Below are 24,662 nucleotides of genomic sequence, written 5' to 3'. Positions count from 1 at the left end.
ATTGCAGGCCTTAACGACGTGGATTACTAATATCGTTCTTTTTATCTTATTAGCTACCATTATTAATTTACTATTGCCCAATTCTAGTTTTCAAAAATATACAAAGCTGGTGGTTGGACTTCTTTTAATGCTGATTATTATTACACCCGTTTTTCAAATTTTCAAAGTGGATGTTAATCAAATGCTGAAATCACTTAGCTTATCATCTATTCGATCCGATCAGCAGGTAGAAAATTCAATAGAAAATCAGAAAAAAGAAATACAAGCTTCACAACGTGCATATATTTTAGAACAAATGGCTGTCCAAATGGAGACAGATGTAAAAGAGGAGTTGATGGATCAGTATGGTGTAGCAATTGATCGAATTCACATTGAAACAAAAAAGCCGAACGACGAACCTACCGCTGATAATATTAAATCCATTTCAGTTGCCGTAAGTAAAAAAGCATCGGATGATTCCGAGGTTGTTTCAGCTGTGAAAGTTATTTCTATTGATACCTCCACACCGATCGAAACAAACAAACCAACAGAATCCAAGAAATTATCCAACTATTTAGCAGCAAAATGGGATGTAAAACAAGGCCAAGTTGTTGTGAATATGGAGGAGGGAGACACGAAATGAGTCAAAAGCCAGAAAAAGGTGACCCATCATTTTTTCAGCGGTTCTTTTCACTTAAACAGTCATCAACTACGAAGAAACCTTCAAAGTTAATGTATATAGGCATTTTACTAGCTGCAGGCGTTATCTTTATGGTATTTAGCAACTCACTCACAACATCTATGAATTCAGGCGGATTACTAAAGAGTGCAAGCAAAGAAACCAGCGCACCACCGGTATCACAGGATGTTCCCGCTTTTAGCTCTAAAAAGACAACAACGATGACAGGTTATGAAGAGCGGTATGAGGAAGAATTGAAAGATATTTTGGATCAAGTTAGAGGCGTAAGTAAGGTAAAAGTAATTGTGAACCTAGATGCAACAGAATCCAAAATATATGAAAAAAACAGCGTCACAAAATCGCAAACGACCAACGAAACGGACCGTGAAGGAGGGACTCGTAAAGTTGAAGATTCCTCAACAGACGAACAGCTGGTCATTGTAAGAAGCGGAGAACAAGAAAAGCCTGTTGTAGTTAAAACCGAAAAACCAAAAGTAAGAGGCGTGTTAGTTGTCGCTAAAGGAGCTGATAATATCGAGGTAAAGAAATCTATTATTGAAGCCGTGACAAGAGCGCTCGATATACCAAGTCATAGAGTAGCAGTATTAGCGAAAAAAGGATGAGGGGGAAATGAATATGTTATTAAAAAAGCAAACGGTTTGGTTATTAACAATGCTAAGTTTAGTGGTTGTGTTATCGGTGTATTATATGACAACGCCAGAAAATCCTCAGAGTAATGTTGCGTTAGTAGACAATGAAAAGCAAAGCGAAAAGCAAGCTGATGACAAGGCTCCTGCAGAAGATACAAAACAACAGACAGATGAGAAATCAGGAACAAAAGAAGATTCAAAAACTGAAGGCTCAGCAGAAGATGTAAAGAAGGAAACGGCTAAAAATGCAAAAGAATCAGCGGTTGTATCAAGCACGGATAGCGATGAGCTATTTACGGCGCTTCGTTTGGAATTAAATGATGAAAGAAGTCAATTAAAAGAAGAGTATCAAGAAGTAGCGGCATCAAAAAATGTGACGCCTGCGGAAGTAAGCAAGGCGATGGATAAAATTGATGAATTATCAAAGCTAGGGGAAAAAGAAGCCACGCTGGAAACATTAATTAAAGCAAAAGGATACAGTGACGCGCTAGTAAGAGCAGACGGAAAGCAAGTACAAATTACGGTTAAGACAGAAAAACACTCAAAAACAAAAGCAAATCAAATCATTCAGCTAGTCAAAAAAGAAATGGGTCCAAAAGAAGTAGCGGTAGAGTTTCAGCCAACTAAATAAAGGGAATAAAAGAAGTGTGAAACAGCCGTAAATTGGGGTTGTTTACACTTCTTTTTTTATGAAATGACTAAAATCTAAGCGAGACGGTAAAAATTTTAACATGGCTTTCTTTTTTTACTTCGGTTATAATAGGTTTCATAATCTTATATTAGTACTAGGTGACAAATGTTTTCATACGTATTGTCATCTGTAAAGCTATGTTTCCATTTATAAAACGATAACGCTAAAAAGTTATTATAGAGTAAGTGGAACTTCTTTTTAATGTTTGCCAAACGAATTGAATGGCTGTAGCCATCTATCGTATTATTAACATTGTAGAGAATTCTATTTTCATGAGGTAGGAGTGTTCAATATGTTAAAAATTCAAGAGATCCGTGAGATCATTAAACTAGTTGATCAATCATCAATCGAGGAGTTCACCTATGAGCACGAAGGCTCCAAAATCAAGATGAAGAAAAAAGACGCAATTGTTTCCAAACAAGCGCAGCAAGTAGTGGTTTCGGCACCTGAACAAGTGGCAGCCCCAGCACCGCAGGCAGCAGCGGCTCCAGCGCCAGCCCCAGCAGCACAGTCTGCTCAACCAAAAGAAGAACAAGCGGCCCCAGCGGTTGATGAAAGCTTACATAAAATTACATCTCCGATGGTAGGGACATTCTATGCGTCATCATCGCCAGAAACAGATGTATACGTAACGCCTGGAGATAAAGTACAAAAAGATTCGGTTGTATGTATTGTAGAAGCAATGAAATTATTCAATGAAATCGAAGCAGAAGTTAAAGGTGAAATCGTTGACGTATTAGTTGAAAATGGACAACTTGTAGAATACGGTCAACCTCTTTTCTTAGTAAAGCCTGAATAAGGAGCGGTAAATATGATTAAAAAGCTATTAATTGCGAATCGAGGAGAAATTGCGGTTCGAATTATTCGAGCGTGTAAAGAATTAGGTGTAGAATCAGTAGCTGTTCATTCTCAAGCTGATCGTGACTCTTTGCATGTACAATTAGCAGACGAAGCGTATTGTATTGGACCAACGTCATCTAAAGACAGCTATTTAAACTTTACAAACATTATGAGCGTTGCGATGCTAACGGGCTGTGACGCCATTCACCCTGGATACGGCTTTTTAGCTGAAAACGCTGATTTTGCAGAGCTATGCAGAGAGTGTAACGTTACATTTGTAGGACCAAGTCCTGAAGCCATTAACAAAATGGGAACAAAAGACGTAGCGAGAGAAACGATGCGTGAAGCGGGTGTCCCAATTGTTCCTGGTTCAACTGGAATTGTAGAGTCAGTGGAAGACGGTATGTCAATTGCTAATGATATTGGCTATCCTGTTATTATTAAAGCAACGGCAGGAGGCGGAGGAAAAGGAATCCGCGTTGCGAAAAATGAACAAGAGCTTATCAAAGGTATTACAATTACACAGCAAGAAGCTGCTACAGCTTTCGGTAACCCTGGTGTGTACATTGAAAAGTTCATTGAGGATTTCCGTCACGTTGAGATCCAAGTGTTGGCTGATTCTCATGGGAATACTGTACATTTAGGAGAGCGTGATTGCTCGATTCAACGTCGTCTTCAAAAATTAATTGAAGAAACGCCTTCTCCAGCGTTAGACGAAAAAACGCGTGAATTAATGGGCGACGCTGCTGTTAAAGCTGCTCAAGCCGTTAATTACACAGGAGCCGGAACAGTGGAATTCATTTATGATTACCGTGAAAACAAATTTTACTTCATGGAAATGAATACGCGTATCCAAGTAGAACACCCTGTTACAGAGATGGTGACAGGAGTTGATTTAATTAAAGAACAAATCAAAGTGGCAAATGGTGAAACTTTACCGTTTACGCAAGAAGAAGTGACATTTAACGGATGGGCAATTGAGTGCCGAATCAATGCAGAAAACCCAGAGAAAAACTTTATGCCATCACCAGGTACGATTCAAATGTACTTGCCGCCAGGTGGCTACGGAGTGCGCGTAGACTCTGCTGCATACCCGGGCTATGCAATCCCGCCTTACTATGATTCAATGGTGGCTAAATTGATCGTTCATGCGCCAACTCGTGAGGAAGCTATTGAACGAATGAAGCGCGCGTTAGATGAATTTGTTATCGACGGCGTGGCGACCACTATTCCTTTTCACCAAAAACTATTAAATCATGAAAAATTTGTTAGCGGTGAATTCAACACGAAGTTTCTTGAGCTATATGACGTAATGAATTCTTAGTATAATATAAACTATAGGAGGTGCTGTACATGAATGAAAATCATGTATTAGAAATGGAAGAACACCCAAATTCTCTTGGCAAAGTAGAAATTGCTCCTGAGGTTATTGAAGTCATTGCGGGTATTGCTGCTTCTGAAGTAGAAGGCGTTTCTGCAATGAGAGGAAATTTTGCAGCTGGCGTTGTGGAGAAACTAGGAAAGAAAAACCACGGTAAAGGTGTAAAAGTGGACTTAACAGAAAACGGGATAAAAGTAGACGTATTTTGTATGATGAAGTTTGGAGTGTCTATTCCAAACGTAGCGCAACAAGTACAAGATAACATTCGTCAAGCCCTTAAAAATATGACAGCTATTGATCTCGATGAAGTAAACATTCATATCGTAGGGATTCAGTTTGATACGCAAAAAACTGATATTGAAGAAGTTGAATAAAACAAACGTTGACCTAACGGCTGTTGCTAAAATGGAATAACGTATGATTACTTGTTCCTTTTCAACACAAGCTATGGTAAAGTGAAAAAGACTGTCTCGTCATAAAGACGGTCTTTTTCGTGTTCTACAAACTTCGTCTAAGAACAATGAAGTATCGTTTCATAAACTATGCTATTATCTAGGTATACTAGTTGAAGAAGATAAATAAAGGAGCAAAAATAATGAAAAGACATACAGCACGCCAAAAAGCATTACAAGCACTATTTCAGCATGATTTAGGGCAGACCGAGCCAATGGAGGCAATCGGAAATGTTGTACAAAATGAAAAGTCTGATCAATTTTTAGAAAGTCTCGTGCTAGGTGTGGTTGAACATCAGCAAGAAATTGATGAACTTTTACGCAATCATTTAGAAAAATGGACGTTAGATCGTGTAGCTACTGTAGACCGCGTTATCCTACGTATTGCCGTATACGAAATGAAGTATGAAGAAGAAATTCCTACGAGCGTTACGTTAAATGAAGCGATTGAATTAGCGAAAACGTTTGGCGATGATCAATCAAGCAAGTTTATCAATGGCGTATTGTCTAAAGTGTTAACAACTTTATCTAAATAAAGGTTCATCTTGCCAAATCAAGTGACCAAAATGCTTCTCTCCTTTATATAAAGGGGAGAGGGTGACTGCAAAGGAGGCAAAACGATGAGTGAAGTGCGTTATCTAACCGTTACGGCTCTTACACGATACATTAAGCGCAAGTTTGATGTAGACCCTCACATGCAAGATGTATGGATTAAAGGAGAAATTTCTAACTTTAAACGTCATAGTCGGGGACATATGTATTTCACCTTGAAAGATCAAAATGCTCGTATCGCAGCCGTTATGTTTGCTGGGCATAACCGGCAGCTTAATTTTCAGCCTGAAGAAGGAATGAATGTACTCATTCGAGCTGAAATTTCGGTTTATGAACCAAGCGGAAACTATCAAATGTACGTAAAAGAAATGCAGCCTGAGGGCGTTGGAAACTTATACTTGGCCTACGAACAGCTGAAAAAAAAGCTGGAAAAAGAAGGCTTATTTGATCCTGCCAGGAAACGAAAACTGCCGAAGTATCCAACAACAATAGGTGTTATTACATCTCCAACTGGAGCAGCCGTACGTGATATTATTACGACATTAAAGCGCAGATATAACGCGAACATTATTGTGATGCCCGCTCTTGTTCAAGGAGTGAATGCGGCACCGTCTATCATTAAGGCAATTGAAGAAGCAAACCGTCGTAAAGAAGCAGACGTATTAATTGTTGGCCGCGGTGGTGGGTCAATTGAAGAGCTTTGGGCTTTTAACGAAGAAAGCGTTGCTCGTGCAATTTTCACTTCTACTATTCCTGTTATTTCAGCGGTTGGACATGAAACCGATTTTACAATTGCAGATTTTGTAGCAGATCTTCGCGCTCCTACTCCAACGGGTGCTGCGGAATTGGCTGTGCCTCATATCAGTGAAATTACAGAAAGATTGACTCAGCGAAATATCCGTCTTCTTCGTTCGATGAAAGAAATGCTTCAGTCTAGTAGCCGCAGGCTTGAACGATCCCAAAAATCATATGCTTTTCGTTATCCTCAAAAGTTGGTCGAGCAAAAAGAGCAGCAGTTAGATCAGTTGATGGAGCGTTTTTATCGTGAAGGTAGAAGGTACATTGAAGATAAACGGACGAACTCCGAGCAGCTAACAGCCGCTTTGTTGCGCAATCACCCCCAGCATCAGTTAACGAAAGCAGCGGAGCGTCAACAGCAGCTGACGAAAATACTGACAAAAGAGATGCAGCAGCTGCTAAAGCAAAAACAGCTTTTATTTGCAACGGCAACGTCAAAATTACATACGCTTAGTCCATTAAAAACAATGGAAAGAGGCTACAGCTTAGTATACGATAAAGAAAAAGAGTTAATTAAATCAACCAAACAAGTATCCAAAGGCGATGTGGTAAACGTTCGTTTGACCGATGGACAGTTGCAGTGTGAAGTTTCGAAAATAGAGGAGCGATGAAAAATGGCGACAAATAAAGAGTATACGTTTGAAGAGGCGATGGAGCAGTTAGAAACCATCGTAAACAAGCTAGAAGAAGGCGACGTGCCTTTAGAAGAAGCAATTCAACAATTCCAAGAAGGAATGACTCTTTCAAAATTCTGTCACGATCGTCTTCAGCATATTGAAAAGCAAATGGAAACTATTTTACGTGAAGACGGAACGCTTGAGCCATTCTCGGTGCAGGAGGAAGAGTGATGGTGAATGAAATGAATTTAAAAGAGTATATTTCTTTTACAAAAGATCGAGTAGAAACACGCTTGCCTGAAGTGGTAAAAGCATTACATGCTCCGGTTAACTTAAAGGAATCCATGCTTTACTCTCTTACGGCAGGAGGAAAGCGACTTCGCCCAGTGCTGTTGTTTGCAACGCTACATGCGTTTGGAAAAGACGAGAGCATGGGATTAGAAACAGCATGTGCAGTGGAAATGATTCATACATATTCTCTCATTCACGATGATTTACCTAGCATGGATGATGACGACTTAAGAAGAGGTAAACCGACGAATCACAAGGTGTACGGCGAAGCAACGGCTATATTAGCTGGAGATGCTCTTTTAACAAATAGCTTTCAGCTCATTTCTGAAGCGGCACATCCTGAGATTACATCACATATGAAGCTTCAGCTCATTACAGAACTGGTAAAAGCAAGTGGAACAGAAGGTATGATCAGCGGACAGGTTGCGGATATGGAAGGCGAAAAAAAGCAGCTCACGCTAGATGAGCTTGAATATATTCACCTTCACAAAACGGGGAAGCTGCTAGGTTTTTGTGTAAAAGCAGGAGCTATTCTTGCAAAAGCTACGCCTCTACAGCAAGAATTATTAGAAGAATTCAGTAAGCATGTAGGGTTAGCGTTTCAAATTCAAGATGATATCTTGGATGTGGAAGGGTCTGAAGAAAAATTAGGAAAGCCAATTGGCAGTGATACAGAAAATGAAAAAACGACATATCCTTCTTTGTTAGGTATGGAAGCGGCCAAAGAAAAGTTACAGTATCATGTTGAACAAGCACTTCTCTCGTTACGTCAAGCTCAAATTAAGCACGGATTACTAGAAGAAATTTGTTTATATATAGCAAAACGTGATAGTTAATGACGAGTTCTGTCAGGTTTTTTGAGTGATACAGTAAAATAAGATTGAGTCCCAATAGGGGCTATGCTATAATGATTTTACTACTGTATAAAAGCGTAGTGCATAGGTTTGAAAGACATATACAATATCTTGGTGGCCGTTATCACATTTGTGTTAGCGGCTATTTTTTCACTGTTTTCCTTTGAATATCACTGGTTTACTGATAGAATATCAAAGGTATTGTAAGTAATAAGGAAATACTAAAAATTGACTATACGTATAAAACAATAGACAATGTATTAAGGTAACTTTATAACAAGTACGAAAGTGAGTGATCCACCTTGGATCTTACAACGATAAAAAATCCTGAGTTTTTAAAGAAAATGTCAGTAACACAATTAGAAGAACTAAGTGAAGAGATTCGTCGTTTTTTAATTACAAAGCTTTCTGCAACTGGTGGTCATATAGGGCCGAATTTGGGGGTTGTTGAGTTAACGCTTGCACTCCATAAAGTGTTCGACAGCCCAAAAGATAAATTTTTATGGGACGTGGGGCATCAGTCGTATGTCCATAAAATTTTAACAGGACGAGCGGGAGAGTTTGATACAATCCGTCAATATAAAGGATTATGCGGTTTTCCAAAGCGTGACGAAAGTGAGCATGATGTATGGGAAACGGGACATAGTTCTACATCTCTTTCAGCCGCAATGGGAATGGCTGCTGCAAGAGATTTACAAAAAACAAAAGCTCATATTGTTCCTATCATTGGGGATGGAGCTTTAACAGGTGGTATGGCTCTTGAAGCGCTTAACCACATCGGGCACGAGCAAACGGATATGACCGTTATTTTAAATGACAATGAAATGTCTATCGCTCCTAACGTGGGTGCTGTACACAGTATTCTAGGACGTTTGCGCACGGCGGGCAAATACAACTGGGTAAAAGATGAGCTTGAAGTCTTGCTGAAAAAAGTGCCTGCAGTAGGCGGGAAGCTTGCAGCAACGGCAGAACGTGTAAAAGATGGCCTAAAGTACATGGTCGTGTCAGGCATGTTCTTTGAAGATCTTGGCTTTACGTATTTAGGCCCGGTTGATGGCCATAGCTATGACGATTTATTGGAAACGTTACAATATGCAAAGAAAACAAAAGGACCGGTACTGATTCACGTTATTACGAAAAAAGGGAAAGGGTACTTGCCAGCGGAAAGCGATAAAAGCGGAGCATGGCATGGTACAGGCCCTTACAAAATTGAGTCTGGTGACTTTATTAAAGACAAAAATGTTCCGATTGCTTGGAGTAAATTAGTAAGTGATACGGTATTGAAGATGGCTAGAGAAGATGATCGCATTGTAGCCGTAACGCCAGCAATGCCTGTAGGTTCAAAACTCGAAGCATTTCAAAAAGAGTTTCCACATCGCATGTTTGATGTTGGGATTGCAGAGCAGCATGCAACAACAATGGCAGCGGGTCTTGCAACTCAAAATATGAAGCCCTTTTTAGCTATTTATTCTACGTTTTTACAGCGTGCATACGATCAGGTGGTTCATGATATTTGCCGTCAGAAGCTAAATGTATTTATTGGAATTGATCGCGCTGGACTAGTAGGTGCTGATGGTGAAACGCATCAAGGCGTGTTTGATATTGCATTCTTACGTCATTTGCCTAACCTTGTTATTATGATGCCAAAAGACGAGAATGAAGGCCAGCACATGGTTCACACTGCTTTGACTTATGAAGAAGGTCCGATTGCTATGCGCTACGCTAGAGGAAACGGATTAGGTGTTGAACTAGATTCAGAACTGAAAAACATTCCAATCGGTACATGGGACGTATTAAAAGAAGGTTCAGATACAACCATTTTAACGTTTGGTACAACGATTTCAATGGCGATGGATGCAGCAGCAGAACTTGAGAAGCAAGGAATCAGCGTCAAAGTGGTAAATGCTCGTTTTATTAAACCGCTGGATGAAAAAATGCTTCATGAGATTTTCCAAACGAATAAGCCTGTGATTACGGTAGAAGAAGCGGTACTTCAAGGCGGTTTTGGAAGCGCGGTGTTAGAGTTTGCATCAGAGCACGGCTATTATGATACGCGCGTTGAACGTATGGGGATTCCAGATCGCTTTATCGAGCACGGCAGCGTAACAAAACTTTTAGAAGAAATTGGCTTAACCAAAGAAGAGATTATAAATCGAGTTAAAAAACTCGTAACACCAACACAAAAGAGGCTTGAAGTTAAGTGACAAAAAAAGAACGAGTAGATGTATTATTAGTAGAACGAGGTTTGATTGAAACAAGAGAAAAAGCAAAGCGTACAGTAATGGCAGGACTTGTTTATGCGAATGAAGTCCGTTTGGATAAGCCGGGAGAGAAAATTGAACGCGATACGCCGCTGACAATTAAAGGTGCAGTAATGCCTTACGTCAGCAGAGGCGGCTTTAAGCTTGAAAAAGCGATTAAAGAATTTAATGTCCATGTAGCGGATAAAATTATGATTGATATTGGTTCTTCTACTGGAGGCTTTACTGATTGTGCGCTTCAAAATGGAGCGAAGATGTCCTATGCGCTAGACGTAGGCTATAATCAGCTAGCTTGGAAGCTTCGTCAAGATGAACGAGTAGAAGTAATGGAACGAACAAATTTCCGTTACGTGACGCCAGCTGATTTATCAAGAGGCTTGCCTGAATTCGCTTCTATTGATGTATCATTTATTTCCTTAAGACTCATTCTTCCTGTGTTAAAAACACTTCTTGTTCCACACAGCGACGTTGTTGCGCTCGTTAAGCCACAGTTTGAGGCTGGAAGAGAGCAAGTTGGGAAAAAAGGAATCGTGCGTGATTCAAAAGTGCATGAAGAAGTCCTTCAAGGCATGGTGGATTTCTCGCTTCGTCAAGGATACGATGTATATAACATGTCGTATTCACCGATAACGGGAGGAGATGGAAATATCGAATTCCTTCTTCACCTGCGCTGGAAAGGCGAGCGTGAACTTGGTGGAAATCAAGCTCCGCTCACTGTGCATGAAGTAGTCGAAGAAGCACATAAGACGTTAAAAGAGAAAAAGTAATAATGGCCAATGTTAAGCAAAGACTTAGCATTGGCGATTTGATTATGACTCTTTATACAAAAGGTGCATAATCAAGTTGAACACATTATGCTACTTAATTAGTGAAAGACTTATAAACAACAAAACAAAAAGAAGATTACATATTAATGTGAGGTGCCAACATGAATAAAGGGCAAAGACATATTAAAATTCGTGATATTATCACGAATAATGATATTGAAACACAGGATGAATTGGTAGATATTTTAAAAAACCAAGGTTTTAATGTAACACAGGCAACAATCTCTCGTGATATTAAAGAATTGCACTTAGTCAAAGTGCCTTTGATGGACGGTCGATACAAATACAGCTTGCCTGCAGATCAGCGTTTTAATCCCTTACAAAAGTTAAAGCGCTCTCTTATGGACGCATTTGTAAAAATTGATTCAGCTGGGCATATGTTGGTGATGAAAACATTACCGGGAAATGCAAATGCGATTGGCGCATTAATTGATCATTTGGACTGGGATGAAATATTAGGAACAATTTGTGGAGACGATACATGTTTGATTATTTGCCGTACTCCTGAAGATACGCAAATTATATCAGACCGATTCTTAGAAATGTTATAAAGGTGAGTGAAGCAGGTTGTTAGCTGAATTATCCATTAAAAACTTTGCGATTATTGATGAACTTTCTGTTTCATTTGAAAAAGGCTTAACGGTATTAACAGGCGAAACAGGAGCGGGGAAATCGATTATTATTGATGCCATTTCATTGTTAGTAGGTGGAAGAGGCTCTTCGGAGTTTGTTCGCCACGGAACAGACAGAGCCGAAATTGAAGGACTTTTCTTATTTGATGAAGAACAGCATCCAAGTCATGAAAAAGCTAAACAAGTCGGTTTAGAAGTGGAAGATGGAATGATTGTGCTTCGCCGAGACATTACCACAAATGGGAAAAGTATTTGCCGGATCAACGGTAAGCTCGTAACGTTAGCTATCCTGCGTGAAGTCGGACAGACGTTAATTGATATACATGGACAGCACGAGCACCAAGATTTAATGAATCAAGATCGTCACTTAACTCTTCTTGATCAATATGGAGGAGAAAAAGTAGAAGAGGCTTTGACGGAGTATCGAGAGGTATTTTCTAGGTATACATCGCTAAAAAAACAGCTCGATCAATTAACTGAAAATGAACAGCAGATGGCACATCGCCTCGATCTTATTCAATTTCAATTAGATGAAATCAAAGCGGCAAATTTGCAGCTGAACGAAGACGAGGAACTAAATGAAGAGCGTTTGAAGATTTCTAACTTTGAAAAGATCTATACGTCGCTAAACGATGCGTACAATGCGCTGCACGGTGAACACCAAGGTTTAGATTGGGTAGGTGTAGCCATGAATCATACGGAGGATATTTCGTCACTGGAAAAAAACTATGCCGAAATTTCTGAGATCATTTCATCGAGCTTCTACCAGCTAGAAGACGCATCTTATAAAATTCGTCAGCAGCTTGATTTATTAGAATTTGATCCCAAACGCTTGGATTTTATTGAAGCGCGTTTAAATGAAATTAATCACTTAAAGCGTAAATACGGTCAAAGTGTAGATGAAATTCTAGAATATGCAGCGCAAATTGAAGATGAAATTGATCGTATTGAAAATCGAGATACGCATGTGAGCAAGATCAAAGAAGAGTTAAACAGTGTAGCACAGGATTTATTAGTAGAAGCTAATAACGTTTCAGCTATTCGAAAAAAACTTGCTCAAGAGTTAACGGACAGCATCCATCATGAGCTTCAAGAACTGTATATGGCTAAGACCGTATTTCAAATTAAATTCTCTGTTGTAAATGCAGGTAAAAATGATGTTGAAGTAAATGGAGAAAGAATAAAATTCACCAAAGACGGCATTGACAACGTAGAATTTTATATTTCTACCAATCCTGGTGAACCGTTAAAGCCTCTTGCAAAAGTAGCATCAGGAGGAGAACTGTCAAGAATTATGCTGGCGTTAAAAAGCATCTTCTCTAAGCATCAAGGCGTGACGTCCATTATCTTTGATGAAGTTGATACAGGCGTAAGTGGAAGAGTAGCTCAATCGATCGGTGAAAAAATACATGCTATTTCTGTTGATTCACAAGTTCTCTGTATATCTCATCTGCCTCAGGTAGCAGCAATGGCAGATACTCATCTCTTTATTGCTAAAGAGATAAAAGGCGATCGTACAACGACGTCTGTTCTTCCATTAACTGTTGATGAAAAAGTAAAAGAAATTGGTCGAATGATTGCAGGAGCTGAAATTACAAGCTTAACAAAGGAACATGCCAAAGAGCTTTTAGATTTAGCGGATAAGATGAAGCACACCATTTAAAAAAAACACCTTTTAACACGTAACAGTATGTGTTAAAGGTGTTTTTTTATACAAAATGGAGGAACTGAAAATGTTTCCTTGCACTTCTTTTCATTTTTCTCTGAACTTCTGTTATAAATGCGCTCTAAGAAGGCTAAATTAAATGTGTAGCCATTTAGGCGAGGAAGCGAGGAGAGTGAAAACATGCAAAATCGATACAGACATATAATTGGTGCGATTCTCCTTGTTTCGTTCATTTTTGTAGGATTTATTCCAGTTGTGCAACAATATATACACATTCCAAAACAAATCGTCTTATTTGAACAGCAAAAAGAAAAAATTAATACGACATTACCGCTTAGCGTAGAAGCTTCATCACCTGTTTACGATGTAACAAGTAACAAGGCGAAGCTGACCGTAGCAGGCAAACAGGTAGGCAAAGAAGAGTTGATGCTTCATTTGGCCGGTATTCCTGTAAAGCGTGTAGATGTGCAGGTATTATCTGATTTTAAAGTCATTCCAGGTGGACAATCAATCGGTGTGAAATTAAATTCAAAAGGTGTTCTTGTTGTAGGCTATCATCAAGTAGATACAGCAAAAGGTAAAAGATCTCCTGGCGAAATTGCGGGTATTCAAGTTGGAGATATGATTACGAAGATTAATGGTAAAACCATTGAAAAAATGAGTGATATTACACCGTTTATTCAGCAGGCAGGAAAAACGGGTGAACCATTAAATCTGCATATTTTAAGAGAAAAAAAGCAGTTTGATACTAAGCTGTATCCGTTAAAAGATAAGCAAGATTATGCGTACAGAATCGGTTTATACATCCGTGATTCAGCTGCAGGAATTGGCACAATGACTTTTTATGATCCAAAATCTAAAAAATATGGCGCTTTAGGCCACGTTATTTCGGATATGGATACAAAAAAGCCAATCGTAGTAGAAGATGGACAAATTGTCCGTTCGACCGTTACATCAATTGAGAAAGGTTCTAACGGCGTTCCGGGTGAAAAGCTAGCAAGGTTTTCTGAAGATAGACAAATCATTGGAAATATTACACGAAATAGTCCTTTTGGTATTTTTGGAAAATTGTCTTCAACGATGGAAAACGGAATAATGGATAAAGCAATGCCAATTGCCCTATCTCATCAAGTAAAAGAAGGACCGGCTAAAATTCTAACGGTAGTAGATGATGATCAAGTGGAAGAATTTGATATTGAAATTATGAGTACTATACCTCAAAAGTTTCCGGCTACTAAAGGAATGGTTATTAAAATTACAGATCCTAAATTGTTAAAGAAAACAGGTGGAATTGTTCAAGGAATGAGCGGGAGCCCGATTATTCAAAACGGTAAAGTCGTTGGAGCGGTTACCCACGTTTTTGTAAATGATCCTACCTCGGGTTATGGTGTCCATATTGAATGGATGCTTAACGAAGCAGGAATTGATATTTATAAAAATAATCGAAAAAAAGCGAGCTAATGTTGTCATTAGTTCGCTTTTTTTGATAAAAATTATTGTCGTAAATGTACGAGAAAAACGTCGAAAAACAAAGAAAATAAGAGAAAATCGAATAAATTCCATTTAAAAGACTTTTTTCTAAAAAAATAAAGGAAATAATGTTGCATTGTCGAATTTGTCCTTTAGAATAAAGAATAGAGACACGTAGGAAACGACGTATAACATAAAGGACTGAGGAGGAAGCTGCATTGAAAAAAATTAAAGTATGCTTGGTTGATGATAATCGGGAACTAATTGGTTTGCTTGAAGATTATATTTCAGAGCAAGAAGACATGGAAGTAATTGGAGTAGCTTACAATGGACAAGAGTGTTTATCCATTTTAAAAGATAAAGATCCGGATGTTCTTGTATTAGACATTATTATGCCGCATCTAGATGGATTAGCAGTTTTAGGTCAGTTAAAAGAAATGAAAAAAGAAAATTATCCAAATGTCATTATGCTAACAGCATTTGGGCAAGAAGACGTAACGAAAAAAGCGGTTGATTTAGGAGCTGCTTATTTTATTCTAAAGCCGTTTGATATGGAAAACTTAGTGAATCATATTCGTCAAGTTAGCGGACAAACATCTTCATTTATGCAACGTTCATCTTCTTCCATGCGTTCACATCGCGACAGCAAACCAGCAAATTTAGATGCAAGCATTACGAGCATCATTCACGAAATTGGTGTACCTGCTCATATCAAAGGCTATTTGTATTTGAGAGAAGCCATTTCAATGGTATATAAGGATATTGAGCTGCTTGGGTCGATTACAAAAGTACTGTATCCTGATATTGCAAAAAAATATAATACAACGGCAAGCCGCGTTGAGCGTGCCATTCGTCATGCCATTGAAGTAGCATGGAGCCGAGGAAACATTGATTCCATTTCGTCATTATTCGGGTATACTGTCAGCATGTCAAAAGCGAAGCCGACAAACAGTGAATTTATCGCTATGGTTGCGGATAAATTACGCCTTGAACATAAAGCGAGTTGAAAGGGATAGGACTGCTGGAATTACGGGGTTTTGAGTGAGCTGATACCTTTTGTAATACAGAGTACATGCCGATAAATCTTTGGAATTTACACTAGATAGTAAACTAAAAACCAATAAACTTTTTACTGCAGGGCCAATGAATTTTACTCATTCATTGGTCTTTTTATTTTGTTTTAAGAGGTGAAAATATTGAGGTTAATGGAACGTGCATCTTGTTTTTCTTCATATCCATAGTGGAGTATTTTATTGAAATAATTTATTTAATTGTTATGAGGGTTTTGTGTTTGAAAGAAGATTTAGAAGATGCATTGAAAAATTCATGTCCATATTTTAAATGGGATATAGATAAGTGAATTATAAAAAAGCAGCCTTTAGAAAAGGCTGCTTTTTTTAATCCATTAATTTAGCAATCGGTTTTGAAAGGAACAGAACAATAATTCCAAGTACAATTGTTACAGCTCCGATTAAGCTGAAGATATCGAAATAACCTAAAGACTGTGTATAAGATGCAAGAACACCCGCTAGCTTATTAGCAACAGCAGAGCTTGCCATCCATACGCCCATTAAAAGAGAAGCAAGCTTTAATGGAGCCAGTCTACTTACCATAGACAGCCCTACTGGCGAAATCATAAGCTCAGCTAGCGTGTGCAGGAAGTAAGTGAAAATCATGAACAGGATATTTACTTTTAAAGCTGGGTCATTACCAGTATACATAACGGCTGGAATTAAAATTAAGAATCCTAATCCCACTGTCACAAGTCCCATACCCATTTTTGTTGGCGTTTTGAAATCACCGCGTTTTGAATTTCCGAGCTTGTACCAAACTAGTGACATAATTGGTGCTAAAATCATGATAAACAGCGGATTCAATGATTGGAACCACTCTGTTGGAACCGTGAAACTACCTATTTGACGATTAATTTGATCTTGAGCATATAGCGTTAAAGAACTTCCGGCCTGTTCAAAAGCTGTCCAGAAAGCAATAACAACGAAGGCTAGAATAACGATAGCAACCGTTCTTTTCTTTTCTCGTGCTGACAGCGGAGCAGTTGATGTTTGAGATGCCGCTGCGTGAACTTTTCCTGTAGGCTCTTTCCCGATATCACCTAAGTAGCGATTAGCCAGTAGGTTAAATAAAATTTGTCCAACAACCATTCCGATAGCTGCTGTTAAAAATCCGTATTTGTAACTCATTAATCCAACAACTAACGGTGCGAAAAATGCACCAAAGTTAATACCCATATAAAAAATGGTAAAAGCACCGTCACGGCGAGGATCATTTTCTTCATAAAGATCTCCGACCAATGTGGAGATATTTGGTTTGAAAAATCCGTTTCCGATAATTAATAAAGCAAGTCCGATATACAAAGCGGCTACACTTTGATGAATGAAGATGGAAAAATTCCCGAGTGCCATAATCACACCACCGATAGTGATGGCTAGCCTTCTTCCGAGGAAGCGGTCTGTTAAATATCCGCCAATCATCGGCGTAATGTAAACAGCACTAGTGAATGTTCCATATAAGCTCAGTGCAGTTGCTTTATCTACCCCTAGTCCACCTTGAGCAGCGGTAGCAGTTAAATAAAGAACCAGAATGGCTCTCATTCCATAATAACTAAATCTTTCCCATGCCTCAGTAGCGAATAATAAGTACAGTCCAGGAGGGTGTTTTTTCCTAGACCCATTTGGCTGCTGATTTTCGTGTTGTACAGCTGCTTGCATAATGAAGTCCCCCTAAATTTTTCTCATACTATTTAATTCTTTTGTTTGAATTGATCAAAAAATCAGAATATAAGTACTGGAATAAATATAATGTCTTTTTATTTTAGTAGAAAAACAATAATTTCGTCAATGAAATTATATGGAAAAATCAAAAAATAATTAAATATACACAAAAAAGTATTAAATTACTTATTTAAAAGCATTTTTAAAAATACATTTATATTATTAAATATTCTAATATATGTTATAGGGAATGAAATGAGAAGGTAATACTATTTTTGGAAATGAAAATTCAAAAGAAAAAAGGATCTGTTATTCAGATCCTTTTTTATCTTCGCTCGCATTTAATTCAGCAAGTTTCTGCAGCAAAATATGCTGAGGCATATGCATTAATTGCTCGAGGGGGATATTTAATTGTTCCGCTAATTTTACGGCTGTATCCGGTGAAATTTGCAGTGGTCTCATACACAACAACCTCCTTTTGCATATAAAGTAATGAAAGTAAAAAAAGTATAAACAGTAAATTCGTGCTTTCACTATTAAGTAATGCTAAAGTTAATAATAAGTGATAATAGAGGAGTTGAGCAAGTATGTTTGTAATAGGTCATCGCGGCGCAGCTGGAACGTTTCCTGAAAATACGATGATTTCCTTCAAAGAAGCAGCGAGAGTTGGAGCACATGGAATTGAACTTGATGTGCATATGACAAAGGATGGAGAACTTGCTGTAATTCATGATGAAAAAGTAGATCGAACGACGAATGGAAAAGGGTATGTAAAAGATTTTACGTATCAAGATTTAAAAAAATTAGATGCGAGCTATAAGTTCAAAAAAAAGTATGGAGTATGTAAAATCCCCACGTTAAATGAAGTAATGGAGTGGGCTTCAAGTGAAGGAATTAGCGTAAACATTGAGTTGAAAAACAATATATTTGACTATCCATACTTAGAAATGAAAGTCTTGGATTTAATTTATTTATACAAGATGAAGGATCGAACGATGATTTCATCTTTTAATCATAACAGCTTAGCCCGAATTGGTTCTCTGGATTCTACGATTGAAACAGCTATTTTATATTCTTATCCGATGTATGAGCCTTGGGTATATGCGCAGCATCTTGGCGCAAAAGCTCTTCACCCTAATCAGCGTACCGTTAATGAAGTAAATGTAGCGGCTTCAAAAGATTGTCAAATTCCAGTGCGACCTTACACAGTAAATGATGTAAAAGTAGCTGAGCAGCTTCGAAAATATGGATGTGAATCCGTTATTACCGATTATCCAGAAAAAATGGTGAAGCAATTTGGAGGACGCTTTTCGTAAAAAAACATCGCATTAATGCGATGTTTTTTTATCTTTTTGAAATCTGTTTTGAACTTTATTTCGCTTGCGGTCTCTGTGCAGAATAAAGCCGGCAACAAATCCAAGGCCGATTAAAAATAATAGAAGCCCGACTGAAAATTGCAAAAATAAAGAAGGGAACGGGGATTGCAGGATGCCAAAAATCATATCTCTCATAAGTTTAATGCCATAGCCAGCGAGTATACCGGGAATAAGTAAGATTAGCAGTGCGATAATTCGAACCATAAATGCTCCTTTCGCTTCTCTTTTTTAAAATGAATGCGTTTACATTTCGAAACCGTTATACTTGAATCATAAAAGAACTAAATAAATTGTCAAGAGCGTTTCTTTTTTTATATGATAGGTATATGCAATATTTTGCACGGGATATGTACATATTAAGTAGAAAAGGTGAAAAAATATGCAAAATGTGTTGATCGTTGGAGGAGGAAAAGGCGGATTAGCTCTTCTGAAAATCTTGTTGGAAACAGAATTTATGAAAGTGATTGGTGTAGTAGACGTACGAGCTAATGCGCCGGCTGTTTTGCATGCGCAAGAACAAGATATTTCAACCGGAATGAATTGGGAGCCTTATATGACAAAGCAGCTCGATGTCATTGTTGAAACAACAGGTAAACAAGGCGTCTTTCAACAATTGCAAAGAAGCAAACCCGCTGATGCACTGGTAGTGCCGGGATTGGTTGCTGAAATTATGGCAAATCTGATGGAGGAAAAAGAAGAGTTAATTCAGAGGTTAAAGCAAGAATCGTATAAATATGATCTTATTTTTAACGCAGCTCATGATGCGATGGTCGTGATTGATAGGAATGGATATATTACGCTATTTAATCAAAGTGCCGAGCGCTTGACGAACTTTTCACACAGAGATGTAATTGGCAAGCATCTTCATGAAGTCATTCCAAATAGTAAACTTATTGATGTTCTTCATACAAAAACGATTGATCAAAATAGTGAATTTGTGTTAGATAGCGGACGCAAGGTAATTACGACTAGAATACCAATACTCGACGAGAATGGAGAGCTGTTTGGGGCCTTTTCCATTTTTAAAGATATTACGGACGTTGTCGGATTGGCAGAAGAAGTTACGAACTTAAAAGAAGTACAAACTATGCTTCAAGCTATTATTCAATCTTCTGAAGAAGCTATTTCGGTTGTCGATGAAGAAGGAAGAGGGATTTTAATTAATCCTGCTTATACGAGAATTACGGGTTTAAAAAAGACGGATATTATTGGTCAGCCCGCGACTGCTGATATCTCTGAAGGAGACAGTATGCACATGAAGGTGCTGCAAACAAGGCGTCCTGTTCGAGGTGTAAGAATGAGGCTAGGTCCGAGTAAAAGAGACGTGGTTGTCAATGTTGCACCCGTTATTGTCGACGGGAAATTAAAAGGCAGCGTTGGCGTTATTCATGATATGTCTGAAATTCAAGAGCTTACAAATGAACTCAAAAGAGCGCGTCAAATTATCCGAACGCTTGAAGCAAAATATTCATTTGCTGATATCATTGGGCAATCTGAAGAGTTTCAGTTAGCAATTGAGCAGGCTAGACTTGCTGCTAAAACACCAGCTACTGTTTTGCTTAGAGGTGAATCTGGGACGGGTAAAGAGTTGTTTGCACATGCGATTCATAATGCGAGCAGCCGAAAATTTAATAAATTTGTCCGGATTAACTGTGCTGCGCTTTCTGAGTCTTTGCTTGAAAGCGAACTTTTTGGGTACGAAGAAGGAGCTTTTTCCGGGGCAAAAAGAGGCGGGAAACGCGGCGTTTTTGAAGAAGCCAATAACGGTAGCATCTTTTTAGATGAAATCGGGGAGCTCTCAGCTCATATGCAGGCTAAGCTGCTTCGGGTGCTTCAAGAAAAAGAGCTTATTCGCGTTGGAGGAACGACTCCTATTCCGGTGAATGTTCGCGTTATTGCAGCTACGAATGTGAATTTAGAAAAAGGAATGGCTGATGGAAGCATCAGACAGGACTTGTATTATCGGCTAAACAAAATTCCGATTCACATACCTCCTCTTCGGAAGAGAAAAGAGGATATTGGTGCGCTTGTTACACACTTAATTACAAAAATTAATCAAGATTACGGCCGGCATGTTGAAGGAGTAACAGAGCGGGCTTTACAGTCATTAAGATCATACGACTGGCCAGGAAACGTCAGAGAGCTTGAAAATATATTAGGCAGAGCGATTATTTATATGCACTATACAGAAACAATGATTGATTCTGTTCATCTCCCTTCACTTGAAGGTAAGGGCAAAAAAGAAAAAAATCAGGTGAATGAAGAGGTAGTATTCGAAGGGAAGACTTTAGCGCACATGATGGAAAATTACGAAGCGGAACTTATTCAAAAAGTGCTGCTTGCAAACGAATATAACCGAACGAAAACAGCAAAACAGCTCAATATTTCGCTGCGTTCTTTGTATTATAAGTTGGAAAAATACAATCTTGCAAATAACAGCATGCAATAAAATGCATGGTGTGCAATTTATTGCATATAAATAGAGAGGTATTCTTTTTTTCTATTTGGTGTTAGAATCAATAAAAAATTTTTTTTGTGCGTAAGAACCGATATAAGCAGCTATATTATGTAATATATGCAGTGGATGGCACAAATCTTGCATGTATTTTAGGTGACTGCATAAACGCGCAGTATGCTCTTTAAAACGGAGCAAAAGAAAGAATGAAAAAGGAGAGGTCGAACATTCCATGACTCTTGCTACCATCTTATCTCGGGTTGCTAAGCAGTCTTCTTTGACTGTTGCTGTTGCTGCAGCTGAAGACTTAGAAACAATTGAGGCAGTGTATGAAGCTGTGTCAAGGGAAGTTTCTGAATTTATTTTGTTTGGCAATGAAACGACAATTAATGAATTATTCAGGCAGTACCGCCCATCCTTACTCACTCATAAGGCTGTGACGGTCGTACATACGGAGTCCGTTTTAGAAGCGGCTCAATTGGCTGTGCGTTCAGTTCAGCAAGGTCAAGCTCATATCGTAATGAAAGGGAATTTATCCACATCGCTTATTTTAAAAGCTGTGTTAAATAAAGAGCATGGTTTGCGTACGGGAAATGTTTTATCACATGTAGCTGTGTTTGACGTTCCTCACTATGACCGTCCGATTCTTGTAACAGATGCAGCTATGAATATTACGCCGTCTCTGGAAGAGAAAGTTCAAATCATTCAAAATGCGGTGAACGTTGCCCACTCGATTGGGATCGAGATGCCAAAGGTAGCTCCTATTGCAGCGGTTGAAGTTGTGAACCCTTTGATGCCTGCAACAGTAGAGGCTGCACTTCTTACACAGATGAACCGCAGAGGACAAATTAAAGGCTGCGTTATTGATGGACCTTTAGCACTCGACAATGCCATTAATATAGAAGCAGCCAAGCAAAAAGGCATTCAAAGTGAAGTTGCCGGTCAAGCAGATATATTACTCGTTCCAGCAATTGAAACAGGGAACGTCTTATATAAATCCCTCATTTATTTTGCTAAAGCAAAAGTTGGAGCTATTCTAGCGGGAGCAAAAGCTCCGGTCGTCTTAACATCCAGAGCAGATTCATCAGAAAGTAAATTATACTCACTGGCGCTTGCTATCAGCGTCGCTCAACAGAATTCTTAGGAGGCACTAACAATGAAAATTTTTGACTATATGGAAACATACGATTATGAGCAGTTATTATTTTGCCAAGATAAAGATTCAGGCTTAAAAGCCATTATTGCGATTCACGATACAACAATTGGACCAGCCCTAGGCGGTACGAGAATGTGGACATATGAATCAGAAGAGGCTGCAATTGAAGATGCGCTTCGTTTATCACGCGGAATGACTTATAAAAATGCAGCAGCAGGCTTGAATTTAGGCGGAGGGAAAACGGTTATTATCGGAGATCCTCGCAAAGACAAAAATGAAGCGATGTTCCGTGCATTTGGTCGCTTTATTCAAGGATTAAATGGTCGATATATTACAGCAGAAGATGTGGGCACAACGGTAGAGGATATGGATATTGTATATGAGGAAACGGATTATGTAACGGGTGTATCTCCTGCTTTTGGTTCATCAGGCAATCCATCACCAGTCACAGCCTACGGTGTATACCGAGGAATTAAAGCAGCAGCAAAAGAAGCATTTGGAACAGATATGCTTGAAGGAAAAGTAGTAGCTGTCCAAGGCGTAGGAAACGTAGCATATAATTTATGCCGCCACCTTCACGAAGAAGGAGCGAAACTTATTGTAACGGATATTAATAAAGAAGCTGTTCAGCGTGCGGTAGAAGAATTTGGTGCGCAAGCAGTAGACCCGAATGATATTTATGGTGTAGAATGTGATATCTATGCTCCTTGTGCACTCGGAGCAACGATTAACGATGAAACGATCCCTCAAATAAAAGCAAAAGTTATTGCAGGGGCAGCTAATAATCAATTAAAAGAAACGCGTCATGGTGATTTAATCCATGAATTAGGCATTGTATATGCACCGGACTATGTTATTAATGCAGGAGGCGTTATTAACGTAGCTGATGAGCTAGTTGGATATAACCGTGAGCGTGCGCTGAAAAAAGTTGAAGGTATTTATGATAATATTGAAAAGGTAGTTGAAATCTCAAAACGAGATGGCATTCCAACCTATCTAGCAGCAGATCGCTTAGCTGAAGAAAGAATTGAAAAGCTGCGTCGTTCACGCAGTCAATTTTTACAAAATGGACAGCATATTTTAAGTAGACGTCATACGCGCTAATGTTTGAGCTGAAGGCTAGGCAAAAGGAATAAATGAAATCCTTTCGACCTAGCCTTCGTTTATGAGAATGATAAGGTAGGAGGACATTTGTTGGATATGCACGAATATCGAATGCTGATAATAAATCCGGGTTCAACGTCCACGAAAATTGGCGTGTTTCACAACGATAAACCAATTTTTGATCGAACAATCCGCTACGATTCACAGCAAATGAATCAGTTTGAGACGATATATGCACAGTATGAGTTTCGTAAAAACTCGATTTTAGAGGCACTTGATGAAGAAGGGATTAATTTATCTAAATTAAGTGCAGTATGTGGAAGAGGAGGGCTTTTACGCCCGATTGAAGGCGGCACATACGAAGTAAATGAAGCTATGCTCAAAGATTTAAAAGATGGTTATGCCGGCCATCATGCTTCAAATTTAGGCGGGATTTTAGCGTTTGAGATTGCGTCTGGATTAAATATTCCAGCGTACATTGTTGATCCAGTGGTGGTAGATGAGCTAAGTGACATCGCTCGTATCTCAGGAACTCCTTTTATGGAAAGGAAAAGCATCTTTCACGCGCTGAATCAAAAATCGGTTGCTCGAAAAGTGGCTAAAGAAATGAATAGCACATACGAACAACTGAACGTTATTGTTACCCATATGGGTGGAGGCATTACAGTCGGAGTTCATCAAAACGGAAAAGTAATTGATGTGAACAATGGCCTGCACGGTGACGGTCCTTTTAGTCCAGAGCGCGCTGGCGGTGTACCGGTTGGTGAATTAGTTCGTCTTTGCTTTTCAGGTCAGTATTACCGCGATGAGATTATGAAAATGCTTGTAGGAAAAGGCGGGCTTGTCGGTTATTTGGGCACATCTGACGTGCAGAAAGTCGAAGCGCTAGTGAAAAATGGAAACGAAAAAGCTAAGCTTATCTACGAAGCAATGGCTTATCAAATTTCGAAGGAAATTGGAGCTGCCAGTACGGTATTGCATGGAAAAGTAGATGCCATTATTTTAACGGGAGGCATTGCTTATTCAAAAGCGTTTGTTGAGCTGATTATTAATCATGTAAAGTGGATTGCAGATGTCATTGTTTATCCTGGAGAAAATGAGCTTCAAGCGCTAGCTGAAGGGGCTCTCCGAGTGCTTACAGGTGAAGAAGAAGTGAAGGAATATAAAGGCGCTTAATAGCGTTTGCAGAAAGGTGTGAA

The 24,662-nt window shown here is 38.8% G+C and carries 24 protein-coding genes; 21 read left to right on the top strand and 3 right to left on the bottom strand.

What is annotated here, in order from left to right; genetic code table 11:
* The first annotated feature begins 1 nt into the window (after position 1).
* The 16 genes from spoIIIAF (at position 2) to spo0A (ending at position 15,647) form a co-directional block, all read left to right on the top strand.
* Complete coding sequence (gene spoIIIAF / locus ACFX40_RS09930) at positions 2 to 622, top strand: stage III sporulation protein AF (protein ID WP_028410657.1); 621 nt, start codon at positions 2 to 4, stop codon at positions 620 to 622.
* Entirely contained in the window at positions 619 to 1,281 is a 663-nt protein-coding gene (gene spoIIIAG / locus ACFX40_RS09925) for a stage III sporulation protein AG (RefSeq protein ID WP_013084996.1), read from the top strand. Before spoIIIAF ends, spoIIIAG begins: the two co-directional genes overlap by 4 nt.
* A gap of 7 nt (positions 1,282 to 1,288) precedes the next feature.
* The gene (locus ACFX40_RS09920; protein WP_225049505.1) at positions 1,289 to 1,939 is read left to right on the top strand and encodes a SpoIIIAH-like family protein; all 651 of its coding nucleotides are present in this window, start codon (positions 1,289 to 1,291) and stop codon (positions 1,937 to 1,939) included.
* 352 nt (positions 1,940 to 2,291) lie between these two features.
* Complete coding sequence (gene accB, locus ACFX40_RS09915; RefSeq protein ID WP_029714777.1) at positions 2,292 to 2,798, top strand: acetyl-CoA carboxylase biotin carboxyl carrier protein; 507 nt, start codon at positions 2,292 to 2,294, stop codon at positions 2,796 to 2,798.
* 12 nt (positions 2,799 to 2,810) lie between these two features.
* Positions 2,811 to 4,163 (top strand): acetyl-CoA carboxylase biotin carboxylase subunit, encoded by a 1,353-nt coding sequence (gene accC, locus ACFX40_RS09910; RefSeq protein ID WP_013084993.1) that lies wholly within the window; start codon positions 2,811 to 2,813, stop codon positions 4,161 to 4,163.
* A gap of 29 nt (positions 4,164 to 4,192) precedes the next feature.
* A complete protein-coding gene (locus ACFX40_RS09905) occupies positions 4,193 to 4,594 on the top strand; it encodes an Asp23/Gls24 family envelope stress response protein (protein ID WP_013059143.1) in 402 nt (133 codons plus the stop codon).
* Between the two features lie 221 nt (positions 4,595 to 4,815).
* The gene (gene nusB / locus ACFX40_RS09900; RefSeq protein WP_013059142.1) at positions 4,816 to 5,208 is read left to right on the top strand and encodes a transcription antitermination factor NusB; all 393 of its coding nucleotides are present in this window, start codon (positions 4,816 to 4,818) and stop codon (positions 5,206 to 5,208) included.
* An 84-nt stretch (positions 5,209 to 5,292) separates the two neighbouring features.
* A complete protein-coding gene (gene xseA / locus ACFX40_RS09895) occupies positions 5,293 to 6,633 on the top strand; it encodes an exodeoxyribonuclease VII large subunit (RefSeq protein WP_377254861.1) in 1,341 nt (446 codons plus the stop codon).
* Between the two features lie 3 nt (positions 6,634 to 6,636).
* Complete coding sequence (locus ACFX40_RS09890) at positions 6,637 to 6,870, top strand: exodeoxyribonuclease VII small subunit (RefSeq protein ID WP_013059140.1); 234 nt, start codon at positions 6,637 to 6,639, stop codon at positions 6,868 to 6,870.
* Positions 6,870 to 7,766, top strand: coding sequence for a polyprenyl synthetase family protein (locus ACFX40_RS09885; RefSeq protein WP_013059139.1), 897 nt, complete (start codon positions 6,870 to 6,872; stop codon positions 7,764 to 7,766). The genes ACFX40_RS09890 and ACFX40_RS09885 overlap by 1 nt, the downstream gene beginning before the upstream one ends.
* A gap of 320 nt (positions 7,767 to 8,086) precedes the next feature.
* Positions 8,087 to 9,988, top strand: coding sequence for a 1-deoxy-D-xylulose-5-phosphate synthase (gene dxs / locus ACFX40_RS09880; RefSeq protein ID WP_028410662.1), 1,902 nt, complete (start codon positions 8,087 to 8,089; stop codon positions 9,986 to 9,988).
* Positions 9,985 to 10,812 carry a TlyA family RNA methyltransferase gene (locus ACFX40_RS09875; protein WP_377254858.1) on the top strand — a complete coding sequence of 276 codons (828 nt, stop codon included), beginning with the start codon at positions 9,985 to 9,987 and terminating at the stop codon, positions 10,810 to 10,812. The genes dxs and ACFX40_RS09875 overlap by 4 nt, the downstream gene beginning before the upstream one ends.
* A gap of 161 nt (positions 10,813 to 10,973) precedes the next feature.
* Positions 10,974 to 11,423 (top strand): transcriptional regulator AhrC/ArgR, encoded by a 450-nt coding sequence (ahrC, locus tag ACFX40_RS09870; protein ID WP_013059136.1) that lies wholly within the window; start codon positions 10,974 to 10,976, stop codon positions 11,421 to 11,423.
* Between the two features lie 16 nt (positions 11,424 to 11,439).
* Positions 11,440 to 13,167 carry a DNA repair protein RecN gene (gene recN, locus ACFX40_RS09865; protein ID WP_028410663.1) on the top strand — a complete coding sequence of 576 codons (1,728 nt, stop codon included), beginning with the start codon at positions 11,440 to 11,442 and terminating at the stop codon, positions 13,165 to 13,167.
* Positions 13,168 to 13,350: 183 nt separating this feature from the next.
* Positions 13,351 to 14,631 (top strand): SpoIVB peptidase, encoded by a 1,281-nt coding sequence (spoIVB, locus tag ACFX40_RS09860; RefSeq protein ID WP_016765539.1) that lies wholly within the window; start codon positions 13,351 to 13,353, stop codon positions 14,629 to 14,631.
* Between the two features lie 227 nt (positions 14,632 to 14,858).
* Positions 14,859 to 15,647: a sporulation transcription factor Spo0A gene (gene spo0A, locus ACFX40_RS09855; RefSeq protein WP_013084985.1), complete on the top strand. Its 789-nt coding sequence runs from the start codon at positions 14,859 to 14,861 to the stop codon at positions 15,645 to 15,647.
* 390 nt (positions 15,648 to 16,037) lie between these two features.
* On the opposite strand, the gene ACFX40_RS09850 is transcribed toward spo0A, so the two are convergent.
* A complete protein-coding gene (locus tag ACFX40_RS09850; RefSeq protein ID WP_013084983.1) occupies positions 16,038 to 17,369 on the bottom strand; it encodes a peptide MFS transporter in 1,332 nt (443 codons plus the stop codon).
* A gap of 312 nt (positions 17,370 to 17,681) precedes the next feature.
* Complete coding sequence (locus ACFX40_RS09845; protein ID WP_013059130.1) at positions 17,682 to 17,834, bottom strand: YycC family protein; 153 nt, start codon at positions 17,832 to 17,834, stop codon at positions 17,682 to 17,684.
* Positions 17,835 to 17,959: 125 nt separating this feature from the next.
* Here ACFX40_RS09845 and ACFX40_RS09840 point away from each other — a divergent pair, with 125 nt between their 5' ends.
* Positions 17,960 to 18,688 carry a glycerophosphodiester phosphodiesterase gene (locus tag ACFX40_RS09840; RefSeq protein WP_028410665.1) on the top strand — a complete coding sequence of 243 codons (729 nt, stop codon included), beginning with the start codon at positions 17,960 to 17,962 and terminating at the stop codon, positions 18,686 to 18,688.
* Between the two features lie 12 nt (positions 18,689 to 18,700).
* On the opposite strand, the gene ACFX40_RS09835 is transcribed toward ACFX40_RS09840, so the two are convergent.
* Positions 18,701 to 18,952: a DUF2627 domain-containing protein gene (locus ACFX40_RS09835; RefSeq protein WP_013059128.1), complete on the bottom strand. Its 252-nt coding sequence runs from the start codon at positions 18,950 to 18,952 to the stop codon at positions 18,701 to 18,703.
* Positions 18,953 to 19,127: 175 nt separating this feature from the next.
* Here ACFX40_RS09835 and ACFX40_RS09830 point away from each other — a divergent pair, with 175 nt between their 5' ends.
* From ACFX40_RS09830 to buk, 4 genes are all read left to right on the top strand, one after another.
* Positions 19,128 to 21,197, top strand: a complete 2,070-nt coding sequence (locus tag ACFX40_RS09830) for a sigma 54-interacting transcriptional regulator (protein WP_377254855.1) — start codon at positions 19,128 to 19,130, stop codon at positions 21,195 to 21,197.
* A 238-nt stretch (positions 21,198 to 21,435) separates the two neighbouring features.
* A complete protein-coding gene (gene yqiS, locus ACFX40_RS09825) occupies positions 21,436 to 22,347 on the top strand; it encodes a phosphate butyryltransferase (protein ID WP_028410667.1) in 912 nt (303 codons plus the stop codon).
* Positions 22,348 to 22,359: 12 nt separating this feature from the next.
* Positions 22,360 to 23,463, top strand: a complete 1,104-nt coding sequence (gene bcd / locus ACFX40_RS09820; RefSeq protein ID WP_013059125.1) for a branched-chain amino acid dehydrogenase — start codon at positions 22,360 to 22,362, stop codon at positions 23,461 to 23,463.
* Between the two features lie 96 nt (positions 23,464 to 23,559).
* The gene (gene buk / locus ACFX40_RS09815; protein ID WP_377255017.1) at positions 23,560 to 24,639 is read left to right on the top strand and encodes a butyrate kinase; all 1,080 of its coding nucleotides are present in this window, start codon (positions 23,560 to 23,562) and stop codon (positions 24,637 to 24,639) included.
* Positions 24,640 to 24,662 lie beyond the last annotated feature (23 nt).

The organism is Priestia sp. YIM B13552, assembly GCF_042787775.1.
Taxonomy (GTDB): domain Bacteria; phylum Bacillota; class Bacilli; order Bacillales; family Bacillaceae_H; genus Priestia; species Priestia megaterium_E.
Note: the sequence above shows the minus strand (reverse complement) of the source record. Positions and strands in the feature narration are given on the sequence as shown.

What these genes read in the sequence shown, in the direction of transcription:
- ahrC (WP_013059136.1), top strand. Translation starts at nt 10,974, where the DNA reads ATGAATAAAGGGCAAAGACATATTAAAATTCGTGATATTATCACGAAT.
- ACFX40_RS09920 (WP_225049505.1), top strand. Translation starts at nt 1,289, where the DNA reads ATGAATATGTTATTAAAAAAGCAAACGGTTTGGTTATTAACAATGCTA.
- spoIIIAG (WP_013084996.1), top strand. Translation starts at nt 619, where the DNA reads ATGAGTCAAAAGCCAGAAAAAGGTGACCCATCATTTTTTCAGCGGTTC.
- accB (WP_029714777.1), top strand. Translation starts at nt 2,292, where the DNA reads ATGTTAAAAATTCAAGAGATCCGTGAGATCATTAAACTAGTTGATCAA.
- yqiS (WP_028410667.1), top strand. Translation starts at nt 21,436, where the DNA reads ATGACTCTTGCTACCATCTTATCTCGGGTTGCTAAGCAGTCTTCTTTG.
- ACFX40_RS09830 (WP_377254855.1), top strand. Translation starts at nt 19,128, where the DNA reads ATGCAAAATGTGTTGATCGTTGGAGGAGGAAAAGGCGGATTAGCTCTT.
- bcd (WP_013059125.1), top strand. Translation starts at nt 22,360, where the DNA reads ATGAAAATTTTTGACTATATGGAAACATACGATTATGAGCAGTTATTA.
- ACFX40_RS09845 (WP_013059130.1), bottom strand. Translation starts at nt 17,834, where the DNA reads ATGAGACCACTGCAAATTTCACCGGATACAGCCGTAAAATTAGCGGAA.
- nusB (WP_013059142.1), top strand. Translation starts at nt 4,816, where the DNA reads ATGAAAAGACATACAGCACGCCAAAAAGCATTACAAGCACTATTTCAG.
- ACFX40_RS09905 (WP_013059143.1), top strand. Translation starts at nt 4,193, where the DNA reads ATGAATGAAAATCATGTATTAGAAATGGAAGAACACCCAAATTCTCTT.
- buk (WP_377255017.1), top strand. Translation starts at nt 23,560, where the DNA reads ATGCACGAATATCGAATGCTGATAATAAATCCGGGTTCAACGTCCACG.
- xseA (WP_377254861.1), top strand. Translation starts at nt 5,293, where the DNA reads ATGAGTGAAGTGCGTTATCTAACCGTTACGGCTCTTACACGATACATT.
- ACFX40_RS09840 (WP_028410665.1), top strand. Translation starts at nt 17,960, where the DNA reads ATGTTTGTAATAGGTCATCGCGGCGCAGCTGGAACGTTTCCTGAAAAT.
- ACFX40_RS09850 (WP_013084983.1), bottom strand. Translation starts at nt 17,369, where the DNA reads ATGCAAGCAGCTGTACAACACGAAAATCAGCAGCCAAATGGGTCTAGG.
- ACFX40_RS09885 (WP_013059139.1), top strand. Translation starts at nt 6,870, where the DNA reads ATGGTGAATGAAATGAATTTAAAAGAGTATATTTCTTTTACAAAAGAT.
- spoIVB (WP_016765539.1), top strand. Translation starts at nt 13,351, where the DNA reads ATGCAAAATCGATACAGACATATAATTGGTGCGATTCTCCTTGTTTCG.
- ACFX40_RS09890 (WP_013059140.1), top strand. Translation starts at nt 6,637, where the DNA reads ATGGCGACAAATAAAGAGTATACGTTTGAAGAGGCGATGGAGCAGTTA.
- ACFX40_RS09835 (WP_013059128.1), bottom strand. Translation starts at nt 18,952, where the DNA reads ATGGTTCGAATTATCGCACTGCTAATCTTACTTATTCCCGGTATACTC.
- accC (WP_013084993.1), top strand. Translation starts at nt 2,811, where the DNA reads ATGATTAAAAAGCTATTAATTGCGAATCGAGGAGAAATTGCGGTTCGA.